Source organism: Geobacter sp. AOG2, from assembly GCF_019972295.1.
Classification (GTDB): domain Bacteria; phylum Desulfobacterota; class Desulfuromonadia; order Geobacterales; family Pseudopelobacteraceae; genus Oryzomonas.
In genome coordinates this window covers 2,621,019-2,641,283 of record NZ_BLJA01000001.1, presented here as the reverse complement: position 1 = coordinate 2,641,283, position 20,265 = coordinate 2,621,019, and the positions used below count along the sequence as shown (strand labels likewise).

Annotated in this window: 16 protein-coding genes and 1 riboswitch; of the genes, 7 read left to right on the top strand and 9 right to left on the bottom strand. The window is 60.7% G+C overall.

Going from position 1 to position 20,265, the window contains the following annotated elements:
• Window positions 1-229 precede the first annotated feature (229 nt).
• Window positions 230-347, bottom strand: a riboswitch (molybdenum cofactor riboswitch).
• A 215-nt stretch (window positions 348-562) separates the two neighbouring features.
• The 5 genes from fdhD to LDN12_RS12090 form a co-directional block, all read right to left on the bottom strand.
• Window positions 563-1,978, bottom strand: a complete 1,416-nt coding sequence (fdhD, locus tag LDN12_RS12110) for a formate dehydrogenase accessory sulfurtransferase FdhD (protein WP_223922920.1) — start codon at window positions 1,976-1,978, stop codon at window positions 563-565.
• Window positions 1,979-2,211: 233 nt separating this feature from the next.
• Entirely contained in the window at window positions 2,212-3,423 is a 1,212-nt protein-coding gene (gene nrfD, locus LDN12_RS12105) for an NrfD/PsrC family molybdoenzyme membrane anchor subunit (protein WP_223922919.1), read from the bottom strand.
• The gene (locus LDN12_RS12100; protein WP_223922918.1) at window positions 3,420-4,268 is read right to left on the bottom strand and encodes a 4Fe-4S dicluster domain-containing protein; all 849 of its coding nucleotides are present in this window, start codon (window positions 4,266-4,268) and stop codon (window positions 3,420-3,422) included. Before LDN12_RS12100 ends, nrfD begins: the two co-directional genes overlap by 4 nt.
• Window positions 4,265-7,297 (bottom strand): formate dehydrogenase-N subunit alpha, encoded by a 3,033-nt coding sequence (gene fdnG / locus LDN12_RS12095; protein ID WP_223922917.1) that lies wholly within the window; start codon window positions 7,295-7,297, stop codon window positions 4,265-4,267. Before fdnG ends, LDN12_RS12100 begins: the two co-directional genes overlap by 4 nt.
• A gap of 295 nt (window positions 7,298-7,592) precedes the next feature.
• Window positions 7,593-8,465, bottom strand: coding sequence for a DUF6544 family protein (locus tag LDN12_RS12090; RefSeq protein ID WP_223922916.1), 873 nt, complete (start codon window positions 8,463-8,465; stop codon window positions 7,593-7,595).
• A 270-nt stretch (window positions 8,466-8,735) separates the two neighbouring features.
• Here LDN12_RS12090 and LDN12_RS12085 point away from each other — a divergent pair, with 270 nt between their 5' ends.
• Entirely contained in the window at window positions 8,736-10,085 is a 1,350-nt protein-coding gene (locus tag LDN12_RS12085) for a serine hydrolase (protein WP_223922915.1), read from the top strand.
• A 226-nt stretch (window positions 10,086-10,311) separates the two neighbouring features.
• Window positions 10,312-11,340, top strand: a complete 1,029-nt coding sequence (locus LDN12_RS12080) for a transglutaminase-like domain-containing protein (protein ID WP_223922914.1) — start codon at window positions 10,312-10,314, stop codon at window positions 11,338-11,340.
• Window positions 11,341-11,408: 68 nt separating this feature from the next.
• Here the strand turns inward: LDN12_RS12080 and LDN12_RS12075 are convergent, their stop codons facing one another.
• Window positions 11,409-11,834, bottom strand: coding sequence for a hotdog fold thioesterase (locus LDN12_RS12075; protein ID WP_223922913.1), 426 nt, complete (start codon window positions 11,832-11,834; stop codon window positions 11,409-11,411).
• A gap of 221 nt (window positions 11,835-12,055) precedes the next feature.
• On the opposite strand from LDN12_RS12075, the gene LDN12_RS12070 reads away from it, so the two are divergent.
• From LDN12_RS12070 to LDN12_RS12050, 5 genes are all read left to right on the top strand, one after another.
• Window positions 12,056-12,505: a FecR domain-containing protein gene (locus tag LDN12_RS12070; RefSeq protein WP_223922912.1), complete on the top strand. Its 450-nt coding sequence runs from the start codon at window positions 12,056-12,058 to the stop codon at window positions 12,503-12,505.
• Between the two features lie 45 nt (window positions 12,506-12,550).
• Entirely contained in the window at window positions 12,551-13,156 is a 606-nt protein-coding gene (locus LDN12_RS12065) for an OmpA family protein (RefSeq protein ID WP_223922911.1), read from the top strand.
• A 79-nt stretch (window positions 13,157-13,235) separates the two neighbouring features.
• Window positions 13,236-16,097, top strand: a complete 2,862-nt coding sequence (locus tag LDN12_RS12060) for a CHASE2 domain-containing protein (protein ID WP_223922910.1) — start codon at window positions 13,236-13,238, stop codon at window positions 16,095-16,097.
• 235 nt (window positions 16,098-16,332) lie between these two features.
• The gene (locus LDN12_RS12055) at window positions 16,333-17,664 is read left to right on the top strand and encodes a cytochrome ubiquinol oxidase subunit I (protein ID WP_223922909.1); all 1,332 of its coding nucleotides are present in this window, start codon (window positions 16,333-16,335) and stop codon (window positions 17,662-17,664) included.
• On the top strand, window positions 17,651-18,658 hold the full coding sequence (locus LDN12_RS12050; protein WP_223922908.1) for a cytochrome d ubiquinol oxidase subunit II: 1,008 nt from the start codon (window positions 17,651-17,653) through the stop codon (window positions 18,656-18,658). Before LDN12_RS12055 ends, LDN12_RS12050 begins: the two co-directional genes overlap by 14 nt.
• 67 nt (window positions 18,659-18,725) lie before the next feature.
• Here LDN12_RS12050 and msrB read toward each other — a convergent pair whose 3' ends face one another.
• From msrB to LDN12_RS12035, 3 genes are read right to left on the bottom strand one after another with little or no spacing between them, the layout of a single operon-like run.
• Window positions 18,726-19,283, bottom strand: coding sequence for a peptide-methionine (R)-S-oxide reductase MsrB (msrB, locus tag LDN12_RS12045; RefSeq protein ID WP_223922907.1), 558 nt, complete (start codon window positions 19,281-19,283; stop codon window positions 18,726-18,728).
• Window positions 19,284-19,304: 21 nt separating this feature from the next.
• Window positions 19,305-19,952, bottom strand: coding sequence for a peptide-methionine (S)-S-oxide reductase MsrA (gene msrA / locus LDN12_RS12040; protein WP_223922906.1), 648 nt, complete (start codon window positions 19,950-19,952; stop codon window positions 19,305-19,307).
• The gene (locus LDN12_RS12035; protein ID WP_223922905.1) at window positions 19,949-20,236 is read right to left on the bottom strand and encodes a hypothetical protein; all 288 of its coding nucleotides are present in this window, start codon (window positions 20,234-20,236) and stop codon (window positions 19,949-19,951) included. The genes msrA and LDN12_RS12035 overlap by 4 nt, the downstream gene beginning before the upstream one ends.
• Window positions 20,237-20,265 lie beyond the last annotated feature (29 nt).

Sequence of the window (20,265 nt, the reverse complement as noted above, 5' to 3'; positions counted from 1 at the left end):
AGTAATTCTAAATAACGGTTTGCCACAGAGCCACAGAGGCGCGGAGAAAACCTTTTTTACAGGATGTGGGGGCAAACGAAATAAATTTTATCCGTCGCGGTTTTTCCCATTCATCCCGGCCATCCATGTAAAGATCGATTCTGTTGTTGCCGTTCTCCGGGTCTCTATGGCTCCGTGGCAAATTAAAAGGCCCTTTCCGGTTGGAAAGGGCCCCTGGAACATGCACGTGGGCATGGTGCGCGGGTCTCCTTTCCAAAAGGGAGGTAGTGCCGTTTCCCGCACTGCCCATAGACCGTGCCGCCATGGAAAAAACCGGCAGGCGGAACGGTTCGGAGATGTGAATATTTTAAGTATACTACCCGTTGAGAATATTCAAGTCAATGTACCGAATTCGTGGCGCCTCCACGTCTTGCTCACCATGCCCCGGTCCGGGGGCGGCGGTGTTTCCGCCGGGGCGGAGGACAAACGGCACAGCCGGTACGGCTGCTCGCGGGCGGCGATAGGCTCCGGCATGTCGCTCGATCCGCCGTGAAGGCGCCGCGGATTCGGATGTCTTGCGGTGCTACCCCGCCTGGGCGGCCAGCGGCGCTCCCTGGTTGCCCGCTTCCCGTTCCCCGTCCCGCAGCTCGAAGTAGTCGGCCGGGGTGTTGATGTTTCTGAATGAGTCCAGGGAAGGATCGAAGGCCATGACCTCGTCACGGGAAAAGACGCTGACCCTGGCATGGGGAAAGAAGGAGACGATCCTCCGGCTGCCCCCCTTCAGCGACCTCTCCATCTCATCCTGGCAGCCCTTGCCATACAGGGCGTGCAGCGGTTCCAGCCCGCCTTCCCCCTCGGGAATGATCACGTCGGCCCGGTCTCTCAGGGCGGCCAGCCGCCTGATCAGGGCGCTGTTCAGATAGGGCATGTCGCAGGCCACGGCGAAGATGTGCGGCGTGGCGCTGTGGTGCAGGCCGGCATGGAGCCCGGCCAGCGCCCCCATGCCGGGATATAGGTCGGGTACCTTGCGGCAGGGGAGGAAGGCGTATTCGTCCGGGGTGTTGGTAACCAGGATCACCTCGTCGAACAGCTCCGTCAACTGTCGGTAGATGGCCTCGATGAAACGCCCCCCCTTGTAGGGGAGGAGCGCCTTGTTGCTCCGCATGCGGCTGGACTGCCCGCCGGCCAGGATGACGCCCGTGACGCCGGGGATCGTCCGCCCCTGATGGGGGACGGGTCGGCACGCTCCGGCGGAGAGCGCCTCCGGGTGGCTGTACACGGTGAATTTTCCGCCGCGCACGTAGCCGATGAGGGTGATGCCCGCCTGCTCGCATATGGTGATGGCCATGTCGGTGGGGGAGGTGCGGGACGCCATGAGGGTGATGCCCAGCAGCGCGGCCTTGGCCGCCATCTCGGTGGAGATCCGGCCGGACGTGACCAGCAGTTTGCCGGTCAGGTCGATGTTCTTTATGAGCGCTTCGCCGGCGATCCGGTCCAGGGTGTTGTGGCGGCCTATGTCCTCGGCGGCGAGGATGATGCCCCGATCGTCGCCCACCGCCGCCGAATGGATGCCGCCGTGGCTTTTGTACTGGTCGGAGCGGTGGTTCAGTTCGTCCATCAGGCGAAAGATCGTGTCCGCCGTTACCGGTGCGGGAGCGCGCGGGACGGTACGCAGTCCGGCGTTGGGGAGGTTGAAGGTGATGCCGGTGCCGCAGCCCGAGGTGAGCACCGGCTTGAGCCGTTCCGGCAACTCCCCCTTGATGCGCACGCTGGCGGTGCCGAAATCCTCGCACACCGACAGCATGTGGAAGTCGTCGAGAGAGGTCACAAACCCCTGGAGGCGGAGAAAACCGGCCACCAGAAAACGGAGATCGTGGGGCGAAGAGATCAGGGTGGCTATCTCCCGGCCATTGACATGAAGGACGACCGGAAACTCGCGGACGGTTTCACCCTGTTGTTCTTCGAGCCGTCCCTGGTTAAAGACATGGATTGTTTTCATACGTTAACCTAGTACCCTAAGATCGTAATTTTGCCACGGAGCCACAGATGAAAGCACAGCTTTTATCAAATAGTATCACAATCGGAATGGCGAAGAGAATGTGACCAAAATGTCGTATTACTTTTAAAAATGTTTATCTCCGTGTCTCTGTGGCAGATTCGTATTTAGGGATTACAGTTTGAGATTTGCGGGGGGCCGCACCGCGAACGATGCGGCCCTCCTGGACAAATGAACTATGCCTCGTGTGCCGCTCCGAGCGCCTCGTGCCCCTTGTCGATCTTGCGGAAGTGGTCGGGGATGGTGTAGTCCGTCGCTTCGGGATGGTGTTCGAAGATCGGGAAGTACTTGGCGATCAGTACGAAGAAGAGGATATGGGCCGAGATGATGCCCATGGTCACCAGGGATTCGATAACGGACGGCACGTAGATCTTTTGTCCCGCCTGCTCCATGCCGAACATGGAGACGTTGAAGCGGTTCAGGATCAGCCCGAACATCACCAGGCTCGCGGCCCGCAACTGCATTTTTTTGTCGGTGCGGATCCGCCTGGTCAGGAACATGCAGAAAGGGACAAGGACCCCGAGGATTACCTCCGCCAAAAACAGCGCCAGCAGCACCGGCCGGTCGAAGAGCGGCCCGTGGGAGAGGAAGGCCAGGGCATAGACCTTGACCGCGATGTAGACCCCCATGACCCAGGGGATGATCTTGGTCAGGGTGGCCAGCAGGTCCGACTCGTCCGGCTGCCCCATGAACTTGTGCACCAGGCTGGCCTCGAAGATGACGATGGAGAGGCCGGTGAAGATGGCCGAAAGCCAGAACTGGAGCGGCAGGAGCGGATTGTACCAGAGGTTGTGCAGCTTGTCCACGGCGATGAGGAAGAAGGTCCCCAGGGTGGACTGGTGCAGGGTCGAGATCATGGCCGCCAGGATGGCGAACGGCAACTCCAGGGTGCGCAGCAGGCGCAGCGGCAGATGCCAGCCGAAGCGCTCGGCCACCGGGTGGAGGAATTCCAGCGTCAGGACCGTGGTATAGGCCATGACGCACATGGAAACCTCGAACATGGGGGAGTGGACGTTCCAGTACAAAAGGACGTTGATGCCGCGCTGGGGTTGCCCCAGGTCGAGCAAGAGGCCGATGCAGACCAGGGAGTAGCCCAGGAAGCCGGTGACGATGGCCGGCCTGACCAGGGGCTCCAGTTTCCTGATGTGGAAGACGTGGGCCACGACGCCGATGGTGAACGCCCCGGCCGCCAGGGGCACCGAGGTGACGACGTCGAAGGAGATCCACAGGCCCCAGGGGTACATGTCGTTCAGGTTGGTGGTGGCTCCCAGGCCGAAGACGAAGCGGGCCATGGCGGCCACGGCGCCAATGCCGGTCAGGACGATCATCAGCTTGATGAAGCGGTGATAGCCCTTGATCTCATTCATAACTAGCTGGGCGGCGGTCATTCGTTATCCTCCTTCTGCTCCGGGGTCACGCGGGAATTCTTGAATTCTTCCTCGCGGCGTATGCGGTCCTTGCGGTGCTGGAACCAGGTGATGGCCGACAGGGTGCCGCCGACCCCCAGGAAGATGCCCGGCACCAGGCGCAGGGCCTGCCAGGTGTAGGAGGGGAGGGGACGCTTGGTGACCTGCTTGAAGCCCAACTCGTCCAGGGGCTGATGGGTAAGGTAAAAGACGCTGGTGCCGCCGGCCTCTTCCTTGCCGTAGATAGCCGGGAAATAGCGTTCCGGCTTGTTTTTGAGGCGACGTTCCGCCTCTTTCAGCATGTCGTCCCGGTTGCCGTAGGTGATGGCCGTGGGGCAGGCCGTGGCGCAGGCCGGTTGCAGCCCTTCCTTGATCCGGCTGTAGCAGCCGGTGCACTTGCGCACCAGCGGGAAGGCCTTGCTCCACTCGTACTTGGGGATGCCGAAGGGGCAGGCCACCATGCAGAAACGGCAGCCGATGCAGCGCTTGTCGTCGTACACCACCGGACCTTCGGCGGTCTTGTGGAAAGCCCCTACCGGGCAGACCGAGGCGCAGGCCGGCTCGTTGCAGTGCATGCACATCTCTTTGTAAAAGGCGAACTCGTTCTGTCCGTGTTTCTGGTAGTCCCTGAACTTGATCCGGGTGAAGGTGAACTCGGACATGGCGGGCGGGTTCTGATATCCCTCGCCGCTGAAGAAGACGGTCTTCTCCGCCTTGAGCTGGTTCCACTGTTTGCAGGCAACCTGGCAGCCGCGGCAGCCGGTGCATTTGGTCGTATCGATCAGAAACGACTTGGTTTTATTGAAATCGATGGGTCCGCCGCTCATGCCTTGTTACCCCCTTTCTCGATATTGCAGAGAAACGCCTTGAACTCGGGGATATTGGTGTTGGCGCAGCCTACGGTGGGGGTCAGCAGATTGGCGCTGTCCCCCGTGGCCAGGCCGGAATAACCGAAGTGCCACGGCATGCCGACCTGCTCCACCGGCGTGCCGTTCACGTTGAAAGGCTTCAGGCGGGCAGTGACCAGGGCCACCGCCTCGATGGAACCGCGTTCGGTCGTCACCTTGACTTTGTCTCCTTTTTTGATCCCCTTCTGCTTTGCCAGGGACTCGCTGATCTCCACGAACATGTTCGGCACCAGTTCCACCAGCCAGGGAAGGCTGCGGGTCATGCCGCCGGTCTGCCAGTGTTCGGTCATGCGGTAGGTGGTGCCGATGAACGGGAACTTGGTCGTGTTGGTGCTGATGTTGCTCTGGGTCTTTACCACCGGGCTGTTCTGCACCTTGGAGAGCAGGTTGCGGGTCGGGCTCTCCATGGGTTCGTAATGCTCGGGGAATGGGCCGTCCTTCATATCCAGGGCATACAGCCGGCCATGCCCTTCAGCCAGCATGATGAAGGGGTATTTGCCCTCTTTGTCGTCCTTCATGGGGGGCCAGGGGCCGTCCGGCACGTCGCCCTTCCATTTCTTCTCCAGGGCGTCCCAGGCGATGACCGTCCGCTTCGGGTCGAACGGCGCGCCGTCCGGCGTGACCGAGGCGCGGTTGTAGAGGATGCGGCGGTTGACCGGCCAGCACCAGGACCATTTGGGGAACAGCCCCAGACCCGTGGGATCGGACGCGTCGCGCCGGGCCATCTGGTTGCCGTCCTTGGTGTAGGAACCGCTGTAGATCCAGCAGCCGCCGGTGGTGGAGCCGTCGGCCTGCAGGTATTTGAACATGGGGACCTGGTCGCCCTTCTTGAACTCCAGGGTCTTGTCCTTGTCCACGATGGTCATGTCCTTGGTGAAGTAGCCGTTGATCTCCTTGGCCACCTGGTGGACGTCCGGCTCGTGCCCTTCGCCGTAATTCCAGGCCAGCTTGGTGAGCGGCTCGGGGAAGGTCCCCTTGTCCCTGGTGTAGAGTGCCTGTATGCGTTTGAAGAACTGGGTGATGATCCACAGGTCGCTCTTGGACTCGCCCACCGGTTCCACGGCCTTGTAGCGCCACTGGGTCCAGCGGCCCGAGTTGGAGATGGAGCCTTCCTTTTCCACCGATGAGGCGGCCGGCAGCATGAAGACCTCGGTCTGGATGTCCTTGGGGTCAACGCCGGGACGCTTCCAGAAGATGGAGGTCTCGGTCTGCCACAGGTCCACCGTAACGAGCCACTTCAGCTTGCCCAGGGCCGACCGGGCGCTGTTGGAATCGGGGCCGCCCATGGCCGGGTTCATGCCCATGCAGACCAGTCCTTCCAGGTCCCCCTTGGTCATCCGCTCGATGATCTTGGAGTAGGAATAGTTGCCGCTGCGCTTGGGCAGGTAGTCGTAACAGAAGTCGTTCTCCGCCGTGGCGTTGTCCCCGTACCAGGCTTTGAGCAGGCTGACGATATATTTCGGCGTGTTGCTCCACCAGTTGGGGCTCTTGGCGTCCTTGGTCTTGGGGGTCCACTTCTCGTTGTAGGCCTTCAGGTCCACGTTGTCGTACTCGGGCGATTTGAGGTAGCCGGGCAGACTGTTGAACAGCAGGCCGTAGTCGGTGGAACCCTGGACGTTGGACTCGCCGCGCAGGGCGTTGACCCCGCCGCCGGCGATGCCGATATTGCCCAGAAGCAACTGGAGCATGGCCACGGCGCGCACGTTCTGGGTGCCGTGGGTCGACTGGGTGATGCCCATGGCGTAGAGGAGCGTACCGGCCTTGTCGGAGCGGCCCGTGGCGCAGAAGGTCTCGGCCACCTTGAGGAAATCCTCCTTCTTGGTGCCGGTGATGGAGCAGACCTTGTCCGGGGTATAGCGGCTGTAATGCTTCTTGAGCAGTTGGAAGACGCTGCGCGGGTGCTGTAGCGTCATGTCCCGCTTGGGATTGCCGGCCGCATCGTTCTCGTAGGCCCAGGATTTCGGGTCATAGCTCTTCTCCTGGTCGTCGAAGGAGCAGAACAGGCCGTCCTGGAAATCGAATTTTTCGTTGATGATGAAGGCGGCGTTGGTATACTCCCGCACATACTCATGGTGGACCATGTCGTGCTGGAGCGCGTAATTGATCATGCCGCCCAGAAAGGCGATGTCGGTCCCCGGACGGATCTGGGCGTACACATCCGACTTGGAGGCGCTTCTGGTGTAGCGGGGGTCGACGACGATCAGCTTGGCCCCGTTGTCCATGGCCTTTTCGATCCATTTGAAGGAGATCGGGTGATTCTCGGCCGGGTTGCAGCCGATGATAAAGATGGCGTCACTGTTCTTCAGGTCAATCCAATGGTTGGTCATGGCACCACGACCGAATGAAGCCGCCAGACCGGCGACTGTAGCGGAGTGTCAAAGTCGGGCCTGGTGTTCCAGCATCCCGACGCCCATGGCGCGGGCGAACTTGGCCCAGAGGTAGCACTCCTCGTTGTCCAGTCCGGCCCCGCCGAAGAACGCCATGCCTTCGGTGCGGTTCACCACGTATTCCTTGTTGTCCTTCTTGTTGATCTCTTTTTGCTTGAAGGTCTTGTCGCGGGTCTCCTTCATGCGCAGGGCGATGCGGTCCAGCGCCCAATCCCATGATTTCTCCACGAACTGGTCCGAACCGGGAGCCCGGTACATGACCTTTTGCAGACGCCGGTCATTGACCGCCACCTGGAAGAGGGAACTGCCCTTGGAGCAGAGCGAACCCTGGTTGATGGGGTGCTGGGGGTCCCCCTCGATGTTGACCACCTTGCCGTCCTTGGTGTGGACGATCAGGCCGCAGCCGACCGCACAGTAGGGGCAGATGGTGGTGGAGCTTTTCAGCCCCTTGGTCCTCATCTGCGGGGCATCGGCGTTCGCCTCGCCCTGCCTGCCGGTAAGGGCCACGCCGGCAGCCGCCAGCGCTCCTCCCCGCAGGAAGTCTCTTCGTGACATTCCCATACAGCTTACTCCCTTCCCTATGAATAATTGTCCGGACAGCAGGGTGTTGTCCTGCCCGGCGCCTTTGAGGTCACGCGTATACAGCAATTGGTATGCCTATCGGCTGAAATCGACCGCAAATCTGATAACATGTTGAAGTTGTGATATTATTTTTTGTGCCGGCTCGGCGGAGGTGGTTTGAAAGCAAGAGGGGGGTGATCCCTTTTGACCAGGGGGTGCTCCCTTTCGTTACAGGTGCGCGACGGTTTGTGGGGTGGGGGGAGGGTGCCTGCGGGGGGGTGAATGAAATGCCGCTTTAGTCCGGCGATGTCGTTATGGGACACGAGCCGGCAAACTCATAATCGAGCTTTGTGATCCGGCCGCGCCAGTAGGCCTTCGCTCCTTCGGGAAGAATCCATGCCACCTCGCCTTCCATCGGGATACGCATGCCGTTGCACGACGTATAGTTGTCGAACCGGCCCTCCCAGGGCGTGGGAATCACCGCGCCTGCGACGGTGCGTCCGCGTGCTTCGGCGCGGGCTGATTCGATCAGGCCGTTTTCATGGAAACGAAACAGCATCGTCAGTGAGATTCCGCCGTCCTGCAGCGTTGCCTTGGCCGAGAGGTCATCCACCGCCTCCCACCGCACACCCTGGCTCGGCAGCAATGCCGTCGGGTACCATGCCGCTTCGGCAAAGAAGCGCATCAGTTCGCCCTGCGCCATCTCCGGCGTGCCCCGCAGATTCACCAGCGACTGTAGTCCAAACAGCGATGCGTGCAGTATGCCCTCGCCGGCAATATAGGCATCATGCACCCGCACCGTCAGGCCGGGTATCATCCTGATACGGGCGTCCCAATCGAAGCCCGGCCGCTGGGTTATTATCCGCTGGGTCGAGGTGAACGGTTTCCATTGCTCGCCGGTTTCACTCATGTTGAAAGTGCCCGTGTGCTCAACGGTGACAGCGGAGATTATGGGTTGCCCTTCCGTGAGCACTGCACGAAAGTAACGCTGAACCGGCGCGGGCAAGCCGTCCAGTTCATCCGGGCCATATGCCGTGGGCCCGATGGGGAGGCGTGATGCCTGCAACGTGTCATGCATCTCTTTCGTGGCGGATTGCCAGCGGCGAGAGCCGTATATGGGTGCAACGGCAATGATTGCCACCAGCATGAAAATTACTACCAGGATCATTTTTCATCACCTCTCTGTGCCGCTCCGACACCAAGCCTGCATGCATGTTTGCGATTGTGACAACAGAGCCGTGGTGTTGTCAAGTTGAACAGCCGTATGGGGCATTTATCCGCCGGAGGGATGCCAACGCTTTACCGAACCCTGATTATGTGATAAGAATCACAATGTTCCCATCGACTTCCGTGAGATAGTATATAACAAAGTACCGAACGCAGTCAGGGTAATCGCGGATATCTGCAATCACCGCCCTGCGCGCGGCAAAGGCATATCGTGCGTCTTATCTATAGCCTCATCTCCATCTGTCTGTTTTTTCCCGCTTCGATCCTCTTTGCGTCGGACGATGTGGTGAGTTTCGACCATATCGCCACCATCAATCATCTCATGGAGCGCGCCATTGCCGGCAATCTTATCGCGGGCGGCGTGGTAGTGGTCGGCGACCACACCGGTATCCTTGCCAGTACGGCCCGCGGGCGGCTCACCGCCGCCCCGGATGCGCCGCCGCTCGATGAGCGGACCATCTTCGATCTCGCCTCCCTGACCAAGGTAATCGCGACGACCCCCGCAGTGATGAAGCTGGTGGATGAGGGCAAAATCTCCCTGACGGACCCTCTTTCCCTTTGGTTTCCCGAATTCAAGGGGTCTCCGAGCGAGAACACCACCATCCTCAATCTGCTGACCCACACCTCGGGACTTGCCGACTTCGGCATGAGCACGGACCAGGCCATGGAAAACGCCGTCCTGAAGGCGGCCGGGGAGACGGGGCGGCCACGGCCGGGCAGCAGCTTCAAGTATGCCGATATCAATTTCATCCTGCTGGGAGAGCTCGTCCATCGGGTCTCGGGCAAGACCCTGGACGTCTTTTGCCATGATGAACTCTATGCACCGCTTGACGTTCCCGAGACCATGTTCCTGCCGGCGCCGGATCTTGCGGGCCGGATCGCCCCGACGGTGGGAAGTACCTGCGGGATCGTCCAGGACCGGAACGCGCGCCGCCTCGGCTGTGTGGCGGGCCATGCCGGCCTCTTCAGCTCCGCGCGGGATTTGGCCCGGTTTTCCCGCCTGATGCTGGATGGAGGCGCCATCGACGGCAAACGCATCCTGTCCGAACAGGCGGTGAAACAGATGACCTCCCCGTTGTTGTGCGGCAACGGCACCGTGGTGCGGGGATTGGGGTGGGATATGCATTCCCCCTTTTCGTCGCCCAGGGGGAGATTGTTCTCCGACACCTCCTTCGGCCACACCGGGTACAGCGGTTCTTCCATCTGGATAGATCCGAAGCAGGACCTGTTCGTGATCCTGCTGACAACCCGCCTTAACTACCAGGACATCAGGGCCTTCAATCAACTGCGCAGCGACATTTCCACCATCGCCGTTGCGGAGTTCCGCCAGCCCGGCGACCTTCAACAGGTTACGGCGCTGCTCACGGCGCCTCCCAAGGTCGCACGGGTATCCCCGAGGCTGCACCGCCCCGCACACCGAAGCATCCGGACCGCCTCACACCGCCGCATCAGAATGGTGGCGGCTCTATCCGAAACGCATGCCAAGGGCCACCATCAGCACGGCAAAAAAAGCGGCAAACACCATCGTCGCAAATCACGCGGTCCGTCCAGCCGGGCGTAAAATATCCTTCCTTTGGCCTGGGTTTTTATGGGACTTATGAGACCTATAAAAGATCATAAGTCCCATAGGTCCCATAAGTCCCATAAGTCCTATAAGCCCAATAAGTCCCATGATCGGTTTTGCAGCTTTCACCTTCTCTTTTGATCGAAACTACCAATTTGACCTAACCGGGGCGCCACGCTATAACGTGGGGCCTCATTTCGATCGAACCACAAAGGAGAAGAACATGAAGACCAAGAGAATCATGGCCGCGGTTTCCGTCCTCACCGCCGCCCTTGCCCTTGCCCCGGCCTCGTGGGCGGCCCCCGCAAAACACTCGGGGACCATCACCACCACCGTGGACCTGTCCGCCTACGCTCCGGCGGGAGAAGCGGAATTGTGGCTTCCCTATCCGATCTCGGACCAGGACCAGAAGATCACCGATATCAAGGTCAGCGGCGACTTCGCCGCCTCTGCCGTGTATGCGGATTCCGCCACCAGCACCCCCATGCTGTACGCCCGCTGGGACAAAGGGGCAAAGAGCCGCAAGCTGACCTTCTCGTTCAAGGCCGAACGCAGCGAGGTCATCCGCCGCGACTTCCCCGCCGTGGAAGGGGCCTGGAACAAAGCCGACTTTGCCCCGTATCTGGCAGCCACGAGCCTGGGACCGGTGGACGGAGAGGTGGGCAAGCTGGCCAGAACCATCACCGCCGGCAAGACAACGGTGCTGGAAAAGGCCAAGGCGATCTACGACTGGACCTGTGAGAACACCTACCGCGATCCCAAGACCCGCGGTTGCGGGGCCGGCGACGTGTGCGCCCTGCTCAAACAGCCGGGAGGCAAGTGCGCCGACATCCATTCTGTGTTCGTCGCCCTGGCCAGGGCCGCCGGCGTCCCGGCGCGGGAGGCGTTCGGCATCCGCATGGGGAAGAAGGATATGGTGGATGTGTCCACCTGGCAGCATTGCTGGGCCGAGTTCTACCTTCCCGGCTACGGTTGGGTGCCGGTTGACGCGGCCGACGTGCGCAAGGCCATGCTGGTGGAGAACCTCAAGCTTGACGACGCCAAGACCAAGGAATACCGCGCCTACTTCTGGGGCGGTATCGACCCCTACCGGGTCAAGCTGTCCGCCGGCCGGGACCTGACCCTCAACCCGCCCCAGCCGGGCGGACCGGTTAACTACCTGATGTATCCCTTTGCCAGGGTGGGGGACAAGATCATCGACTCCCTCGATCCGGCCACCTTCAAGTATTCGATCATCTACACGGCGCGATAGCAGCGTGGGTGATACATAAGGAAAGGGCGTGCGAAGGTTGCACGCCCTTTTTTTGTGGGCAGTTCCTGTTACGGTTTCGCGATGTTCGCCACGGTCAGGCGGGAGATGCAGACCAGTTTGTCCCGCTCGTCATGAATCCTGACCTCCCAGATCTGTGTTGTCTTCCCCACATGGATCGGCCTCGTGATGCCGGTCACCCACCCCTCCGTCACCCGGCGGATATGGTTGGCGTTTATCTCCAGCCCCACGATCCTCTGCCGTTCCCGGTCCACGCACAGTCCGGCCGCGATACTTCCCAGGGTCTCGGCCAGGGCGGCCGACGCTCCGCCGTGGAGGATGCCGGCCGTCTGCCGGGTCCTGTCGTCCACCGGCATCCGGGCCTTCAGGTAATCGTCGCCGATCTCCAGATACTCTATCCCCAGGTGTTCTATCAGGGTGTTTCGGGAACGCTCCCTGATCTCTTCCAATGTGGCCGGAGATTTCCAGATAGGCATGGCGGCCTCCTTTCCCCGATGTCGCGGACCTGTTTCGCGTCCCGAGCGGAGAGTCGTGGGAATTGCGGGTACGAACCGACCGCACGGGACATCCGGTCCAATGTTACACGAGAGGTTTTGTTTGTCAAAAGACGGCCCTCCGGCCAAATTGACATTGAGCAATCCCAAGGTATTATTTAACCAGCATTTTGCTGCGTATGCCGAGCGGGGGGACCCTGATCATGAGATATTTTCTGGTGGTGTTTTTTGCCGTGTCCCTCGTTCCGGTCTTTAACCTCCCCTGCATGGCGGCCGGCCCCGATCACGCGGGGGTCGTAAAGTCCGTGGTCGGCGACGTCGCGATCCTGAGAAACGGAACCCCCATAAAGGCGGCGGCACACATGAAGCTCCTGAAGGGGGATCAGATAAGGACAGGAAGCAATGGCAAGGTCGGAATGATCTTCGAGGACGACACCGTGATCTCCGTCGGTCCGGACAGCAGGGTCGTGATAGAGGATTTTTTGTTCCAGCCGAGCGAAAAACGCTTATCCTTCATCACCAGGATCATCCAGGGAACGGTATCCTATCTGTCCGGGCAAATAGCCAAACTGGCACCCAACCTTGTGCGGATCGAAACACCGCAGGCGACGGTCGGCTTGAGAGGGACCCACGTTCTGATAAAGGTCGATTGAACAGGGCAGGGGCATGACGGCCCGATAATTGCGCAGGTGGAGGATATGACAATGGCCCACAGGTTGCGAATGGCTCTGCTTTCCGTTCTGATTGTGGTTGTCGGCGGCTGTGCCGCCGGAACGGTGGTCGTCCTGACGCCGGATCCGGGCGGGAAGACCGGCGCCATCACGGTTTCCAACCAGGCCGGCAGCGTGGATGTCGCATCCCCCAACCAGGCGACCGCGGTCACAAGCAATACCCAGGCGCCCCCCCCTCCGGCCGCCATGAGCCAGGATGCCATCAATGCCCTCTTTTCGGACGCACTCTCGGTACAGCCCAAACCTCCGGTCCACTACCTGCTCTATTTTGAAAAAGACCTTGTGCTTACCCCGGATTCCGCCGGGCTTCTGCCCGGAATCCTGGCAGCCATCAAGGAGCGGGATTCAACCGACATCTCGGTTGTCGGCCATACGGACACGGTCGGGAGCAGGGAGTACAACCTGGCCCTGTCAAAAAACAGGGCGGACTCCGTCAGGGATCTGCTGGTCCGAAAGGGGGTCGATCCCCGGTACATCAAGGTTTCTTCCCACGGAAAGGAAAACCCGTTGATAAAGACGGCGGATAATGTGAGCGAACCGAGGAACCGAAGAGTGGAAGTCGTGGTAAGGTAACGGTCGCGCCGTGAACGATAAAACTCCCGATAATCACTCGAAAAGACTGACAAGGACATTGCAACTCTCCGGACTTTTGTTGAGTCTTGCTGTCGTTGCGGTCTACCTCGTCAATCCCCGCTTTGTCGAATCGATAAACAATAAGGCCACCGACGCCATTCTCTCTTTTCCCGGTAGAACAGCCGTATCCGGCGCCGTGGTGATGGTTGACATCGACGATGCGAGCCTGGCGAAATATGGCCAATGGCCGTGGCCCAGGTACCGCCTGGCGAAGCTGCTGCAAAAAATCGAGGCGCTGGGAGCGGGAAGCGTCGGCCTCGACCTGATCCTGGCGGAAGCGGACCGCACGTCGCCCGGCATTTGGCAATCCGTCATCGGGCGGGAACTCGGTTACAAGATCGACATGTCGGCGGTTACCCCGGGGTTGATCGATCATGACCGGTACCTGGCGGAAACTCTGGCAAAGGGGCCGTTCGTCCTCGGTTACGAATTTCTCTTCACCAAGAGCACGTGGTGGAAATCCTGCCGCCTGCATCCGCTCAATACCCTCTGGGTCAACAGCAAGGATTCGGAACTGGTCAAGTCGGGGTTTTTTTCTGCCCAAAGCGTCGTCTGCAACCGCACGCTGTTTTCCGACGCCGTATCCTACTCGGGGTTTCTCAATGCGACCCCGGATTCGGACGGGATTCTCAGGCATGTCCCGGTCCTGATCGGGTTTGAGGGTAAGCTGTACCCATCCTTCGCTCTCGCGACGTTGATGCAGTCGGGAAAGATTACCCAGATACGGATAGAGCAAAGAGCGAACGGCCTTCTGGACCTTGCCGCCGGCGGGGCGGTCATCCCGATCGACCGGCAGGGAAACGTGACCATCAATTTCGGCGGCAGCCCCGGAGACGTTCAACGGGTCTCCGCCGCCGACCTTCTGGACGCGGACAGCCGGGTTGCGGCGGCCCGTTTCAAAAACAAGATTGTGCTGGTCGGCTCATCGGCCTCGGGGGTGGGTAAAATTTACCAGACCCCCGCACGGAAGGTCGCTTCGGATGTGGAACTCCAAGCGCGTCTGCTGGAGAACCTGCTGACCGGCCGGGTCGCCGTCCGTTCCGCCGACTTCATCATGTGGGAAGCCCTGGCCGGTCTTCTCGCCGCGGTTTTGGTCTGTTTTCTGATCGCCAACATGGAAATTCTCGCGAGCGGGTTGACCGCCGCGACGGCCCTTATTGTCTTCTGGGCCGGGGCCGGCGCGCTGTTTCAGAGAACAGGGGTGTTACTCTCCCCCGTACTGCCGACCTCCCTGGTCGTGCTCAACTATACGGTCCTGACCATTCTGAAGAGTTGGAAAAAACAACAGTATTCGAGACATCGGGCCGATGATGCCCTGCTTCTGCTCAAAAGCAGTGAAGACGACCTCAATTCCATCATAAAATCAGTTCCCGATATCATCTTCCGGCTGGATTCCCATGGCCGGATCACCTTCATAAGTCCCGCCATCTCCAAGTACACGGACGCACCGGACAAACTCATCGGTCAACCGATTTTCGATCTGGTCGCACCGGATGATCTTGATAAGGCCAAGTACCGGCTCAACGAGAAACGCACCGGCGAGAGGGCCACCTATGACTTGGAAATCCGGCTGCTGCTGCCGCATCATCATGACGGAGACGGCGAAGAGATGGGCCATTTCAGCGTATCGGCCGAAGGCCTCTACCGTGGAGACACCCCCGCCGCTTCGAATTTTGTGGGGACCCAGGGGATAATACGGGACATCACGGAACAGAAAAAACTTGAAGAGCGGTTACTGCGCGCCCAAAAAATGGAGGCCGTGGGAAACCTTGCCGCAGGGGTCGCCCATGATCTGAACAATATCCTGTGCGGATTGGTCGCGTATCCCGAGCTGCTGCTGCTCGAATTGCCCCAGGACAGCCCTTTGCGGGATAAGATAGCAGCCATCCAGAAGACCGGCCAAAAAGCCGCCGAGATCGTGGAAGACCTTCTGTCGCTGGCCCGCCGCGGGGTCAAGGTCTCCGAAATCATCAACCTCAACACGGTCGTATCCGACTATCTTGCCTCCCCGGAATTTGCCAAAACAAGGCAAGACCATCCGAATGTCACGATTGAAAGCGATCTTGCCCCGGACCTCATGAACGCCACAGGCTCCCGCGCCCAATTCTCAAAGGCAATCATGAACCTTCTGAACAATTCGGCAGAGGCCATGCCCGCGGGAGGCGCGATCCGTGTCTCGACATACAACAGGTACCTCGATATGCCGCTGGAGCTTTACGAGATGATCCCGGCGGGCGAATATGTCTGCGTAAGCGTCGCCGACGAAGGCGTCGGGATTGCCAAAGAGGATTCGAAAAGGATCTTTGAACCGTTTTACAGTAAAAAAACGATGAAACGGAGCGGCTCCGGGTTGGGAATGACCGTTGTCTGGGCGACCGTGAAAGACTACAACGGCTACATCGATCTGCAAAGCAGAGAGGGAGAGGGTACGCAGATCGTTTTGTACGTGCCGGCCACACGGGAAAATGAGGATGCGAATCCGCGCAGGATGGGCCTGGAGGAATACCTGGGCACGGAACGGGTCCTCGTTGTCGACGACATGCCGGAACAGGCCGAAATTGCAACCAGGATGCTGGCAAAACTCGGATACGACGTCGCCTCCGTGGCCAGCGGCGAAGCGGCCCTTGAAAGTATTCGCCGCAACAAGCCCGACCTGGTCGTCCTGGATATGATAATGCCGGGCGGGATGGACGGATTGGACACCTACAAGCGGATCATCGAAATCCACCCCGGCCAGCGAGTCGTCATCACGAGCGGATTCTCCGAGTCCGAACGGGTCAAGGCGGCGCAGCAATTGGGCGCGGGGAGCTATGTCCGGAAGCCTTACACCATGGAGAAATTCGGGGTTGCGGTAAGGAAGGAGTTGGATAGGGGGACGTAACGGCCCGCCTGACGGCAGCCACGCGGACGGCTGCCGGTTATGTCTTTTCCTGAAACGGGCCCGGGACTCCCGGCTGTTCCCGGACAACAGGAGCCGTGTCCGGGGTATACCCCTTTGACAATCCTCCGTTACGGCGGTAGAGTTTCAAACAGCGCGGCGGCCTTATCGATTCAGGCCAACATGCACAGAAAAGCGCCGCAAGCACCCAGCTCTTATGTGCGGCAAAGGAGGCGCGATGGGCGAAATAGTCTCGGCCCGCGCCCTGATGGGCATCTCTCTTGGCTTTCACATCATCTACTCGACCATCGGGGTCGGGCTGCCGCTCTTGCTGATGCTCGCCGAATGGCGGTCGCTCAGAACCGGGGACGAGACCTACCACCAGCTTGCCCGGCGCTGGATACGTCCCGCGGGGGTCCTGTTCGCCATCGGCGCGGTCTCCGGCACCATTCTTTCCTTCGAGTTGGGCTTTCTGTGGCCCCGGTTCATGGCGTTCAGCGGCCCCCTCATCGGTCTCGCCTTTTCCATGGAGGGTTTTGCCTTCTTTACCGAGGCCATCTTCCTCGCCCTCTACATCTACGGCGCCCGAAGGCTCTCCCGCGGCATGCTCTTCTTCTGCACCATCCCCCTCACGCTTGCCTCTGCCGTCTCGGCGGCATTCGTCATCAGCGCCAATGCCTGGATGAATACCCCTGCCGGTTTCAGTATTGTGAACGGGGCCCTTGCCGATATCCACCCCCTCCGGGCCTTTGCCAACCCGGCATGGGCCCACGAGGCGGTGCACGGGACCCTGGCGGCATACGTGGCAACCGGTTTCGCCGTGGCCGGCGTGTCCGCGGCGGCTCTGTTGCGCGGCCGCGACCGCGCTGTCAATACATGCGCCCTGAACCTGTCCCTGGCCGTTGCCACCGTATGCCTCCCGCTCATGCTGATCTCCGGGGATTGGGCCGCCACGACCCTGGCCGTGCAGCAGAAGCCCAAGCTGGCGGCCATGGAGGCCCTGTTCGTCACCACCAGGGGCGCGCCGCTCGTCGTCGCCGGCTGGCCGGACCCCGCTTCGGGGAAGGTGCTGTACGGGATCGAGATCCCCAAACTTTTAAGCTTCCTGGCCCACCGCGATCTCGATTCCGTCGTGGAGGGGCTCGACGCCTTCCCCCCGGGCACCACCCCCGACCCGCGGCTTGTCCACCCCTTCTTCGACCTGATGGTGGGCTCCGCCTTCATCATGATCGGGGCCGCCGCCTGGTTCTGGTGGCTGCGCTGGCGGCGCAGGGATATAGCGCAGGACACCTGGCTGCTGCGGACGCTCCTGTTCGCCTCCCCGTTCGGCATGATCGCCCTGGAAAGCGGCTGGCTCGTCACCGAATTCGGCCGCCAGCCGTGGATTGCCCAGGGGCACATGCGCGTGGCCGAAGGCGTGACGACCCAGACCGGCATCGGACTCGTACTGTTCACCTTCCTCATGGTCTACCTGGCGCTTACCGCCGGACTCCTGTGGCTTCTGTTCAGGCCGGCCGCGGCGGGAAAAGGGCTGGAAACGGCAGCGGAGGGGCGGCATGGGAACTCTTGAGAACCTGGCGGGCGGGGCCGTTTTCCTCGGGCTGGTCATGTACGCGGTTTTCGGCGGCGCCGACTTCGGCGGCGGCATCTGGACCGCCCTTGCCTCCGGTCCCCGCGCCCGGCAGCAGCGGGACAGCCTCTTTCACGCCATCGGACCGGTGTGGGAGACCAATCACGTCTGGCTCATCTTCGTGGTGGTGACGCTGTTCACCTGCTTTCCCACGGGATTCAGCGCCCTCTTTACCGTACTTTTGGTCCCCATCGTGGTCGCCCTGATCGGTATCAACTTCCGGGGAGCGGCCTTTGCCTTCCGCCACTTCGGCAGCCAGAGGGGGGAACACATCCCCTTCGTGGCCGGCATCTTCGCCATTTCGAGCATCCTGACCCCCTTCGCCCTGGGCATGGCGGTGACCGCATCGGTCACCGGGAAGATCATACTCGTCGGCGGGCAGGCGCATGCGGCGCCGTGGTTCTGGCTCAGCCCGTTCACCCTGGTGGGAGGGCTGGTGGGGATGGCCGTCTGCGCCTACCTGGCGCCGATCTACATGACGGTGCGCACTACGGGGGAATTGCAGGGGGATTTCAGGCTGCGGGGGATGATCGCCGCCTGGACGCTCGGCATCCTGACCACCGCGGAGGTCCCCGTCGCCATGATGGAGGCCCCCGTCTTCGCCGGGCGCCTCATGGGCTCGGAGGCGGCCTTGTGCGTCTCATTGGCCGTGATCTTCGGCATCACGACCCAAATACTTCTCTGGCGGCGTCGGTTCCTGTGGGCTCAGGTCTGTGCCGCGGGGACCGTCGCCATGACGCTCGCCGGCTTCGCGGCGGCCGTGTTCCCGGACTTCCTCGTGGGGCAGCTTGCCCTGGCGGCAGCGGCGGCGCCCCACGCCACGCTCGTCGCCTATTTCATCATCCTCGTGGTCGGCACCGTCATCCTGGTGCCGTCCCTGCTGTTCCTCTACCTGACGTTCCGCGGGGAGCCGGATACGGAACTGCCCCGATGAGAAGGTGACGGGGCGCGGGCCGGACAGGAGCATCAACCCTTTCCCTGACGGCTCCTGTGCAGGTGGATCAGGACTTCACGAACTTCATTGCCGCCGAATTCATGCAATAGCGCAACCCCGTGGGTTTGGGGCCGTCATCGAACACGTGGCCCAGATGGGCATCGCACCGGGCGCACCTGACTTCCGTCCGTTTCATGAAAAGGCTGTCGTCTTCGCGGGTCGCTATGTTTTCCGGGGCGATGGGCTGCCAGAAGCTCGGCCAGCCGGTGCCGGATTCGAACTTGGTCTCCGAGCTGAACAGGTCGTTGCCACAGCAGATGCACTGGTAGATGCCGTGGTCATGGTTGTTCCAGGTCGCGCCGCTGAAGGCCCGTTCCGTTCCCTCTTCACGGGTGACATGATACTGCTCCGGCGTCAACAGCCTGCGCCATTCGGCATCGGTCCTGATAACCCTGTCGCTCATGATATATCCCTTCCCGGCTGCGGAATATAACCGGATTCGTGCAGGCGCGGCTTCTCCGGAAGCCATGGAAGCGGCGTCAGCTTCCGGAAGGTGCGCCTTTCTGTTGCAGGCGGTAATGATGGTGCATAACCCGCCGACGAGAAACAATCTGCGTGACAGCATGATATCCTCCCCAGGACACGGTCAGTGTCCTGCCTGGTTGCCCCACAGCTCTTTCAGCCTGTTGTCCCGGCCGCAGCTTGAGCGATAGAATCTGTACCTGATGGGGTTCTTTTTGTAGTAGTGCTGGTGATATTCCTCTGCCGGGTAGAATTCGGTGGCCGGGGTTATCTCGGTGACGATCTGTCCCGGAAACGGCTTGTTCATTTGAAGGGCCTCCCTGGACTTCAAGGCCGCTTTTCGCTGTTCCTCCGTGTGGTAAAAGATCGCGCTGCGGTATTGGTGTCCCGAGTCGCAGAACTGGCGGTCTTTCACGGTCGGATCGATATTGTGCCAATAGACGGCCAGCAACTTCTCATAGCCGATTTTCGACGGGTCGTAGATGATCTGCACCGATTCGGCATGGCCGGTCCCGCCGGCCGAGACCTCCTCGTAGGTGGGATTTTTCTTGTGGCCGCCGGTATACCCGGACGTCACCGAAACAACACCGGGCAACTCGTCGAACGGGTGTTCCATGCACCAGAAACAACCCCCGGCAAACGTGGCCGTTTCCAGTTTGCCCTGAACCGGTTGACCGGTCTTTGCCGTATCCGCCGTTGAATTCGAACGGACCGCGAAAACTGCCGCCGATAAGGCTATGAGTACCCCGGTTATAAGGATCGCGTTTCTCATTTTTTGTTCTCCATTCCCCGTTCCCGGCCCGCGCTTTGTTCGGTACCGATCATTATTCGCCGCGGCAGGAGTATGACCTCTTCGCGCGGCCGCTGACGGCTTTTGCGGTCTCTCCAGCTGCCGCTCCCGTAACCGCGGGCGCTTCTTGTTTCATCCCTGCCGACAATCGCCAAGCCGGAGGAACGCTGGAACGCAACTATGAGCTTCTTGTCCAACATCTCGTCCAGATCCTCGCCGCATATCACGCCCAACGAACCGTTGACAAAAACGACTGGAATTTTCATGGCCATTCACCACCTTGCTCTCGTGATCG

What these genes read in the sequence shown, in the direction of transcription:
- fdhD (WP_223922920.1), bottom strand. Translation starts at nt 1,978, where the DNA reads ATGAAAACAATCCATGTCTTTAACCAGGGACGGCTCGAAGAACAACAG.
- nrfD (WP_223922919.1), bottom strand. Translation starts at nt 3,423, where the DNA reads ATGACCGCCGCCCAGCTAGTTATGAATGAGATCAAGGGCTATCACCGC.
- LDN12_RS12100 (WP_223922918.1), bottom strand. Translation starts at nt 4,268, where the DNA reads ATGAGCGGCGGACCCATCGATTTCAATAAAACCAAGTCGTTTCTGATC.
- LDN12_RS12090 (WP_223922916.1), bottom strand. Translation starts at nt 8,465, where the DNA reads ATGATCCTGGTAGTAATTTTCATGCTGGTGGCAATCATTGCCGTTGCA.
- LDN12_RS12080 (WP_223922914.1), top strand. Translation starts at nt 10,312, where the DNA reads ATGAAGACCAAGAGAATCATGGCCGCGGTTTCCGTCCTCACCGCCGCC.
- LDN12_RS12075 (WP_223922913.1), bottom strand. Translation starts at nt 11,834, where the DNA reads ATGCCTATCTGGAAATCTCCGGCCACATTGGAAGAGATCAGGGAGCGT.
- LDN12_RS12070 (WP_223922912.1), top strand. Translation starts at nt 12,056, where the DNA reads ATGAGATATTTTCTGGTGGTGTTTTTTGCCGTGTCCCTCGTTCCGGTC.
- LDN12_RS12065 (WP_223922911.1), top strand. Translation starts at nt 12,551, where the DNA reads ATGACAATGGCCCACAGGTTGCGAATGGCTCTGCTTTCCGTTCTGATT.
- LDN12_RS12055 (WP_223922909.1), top strand. Translation starts at nt 16,333, where the DNA reads ATGGGCGAAATAGTCTCGGCCCGCGCCCTGATGGGCATCTCTCTTGGC.
- LDN12_RS12050 (WP_223922908.1), top strand. Translation starts at nt 17,651, where the DNA reads ATGGGAACTCTTGAGAACCTGGCGGGCGGGGCCGTTTTCCTCGGGCTG.
- msrB (WP_223922907.1), bottom strand. Translation starts at nt 19,283, where the DNA reads ATGCTGTCACGCAGATTGTTTCTCGTCGGCGGGTTATGCACCATCATT.
- msrA (WP_223922906.1), bottom strand. Translation starts at nt 19,952, where the DNA reads ATGAGAAACGCGATCCTTATAACCGGGGTACTCATAGCCTTATCGGCG.
- LDN12_RS12035 (WP_223922905.1), bottom strand. Translation starts at nt 20,236, where the DNA reads ATGAAAATTCCAGTCGTTTTTGTCAACGGTTCGTTGGGCGTGATATGC.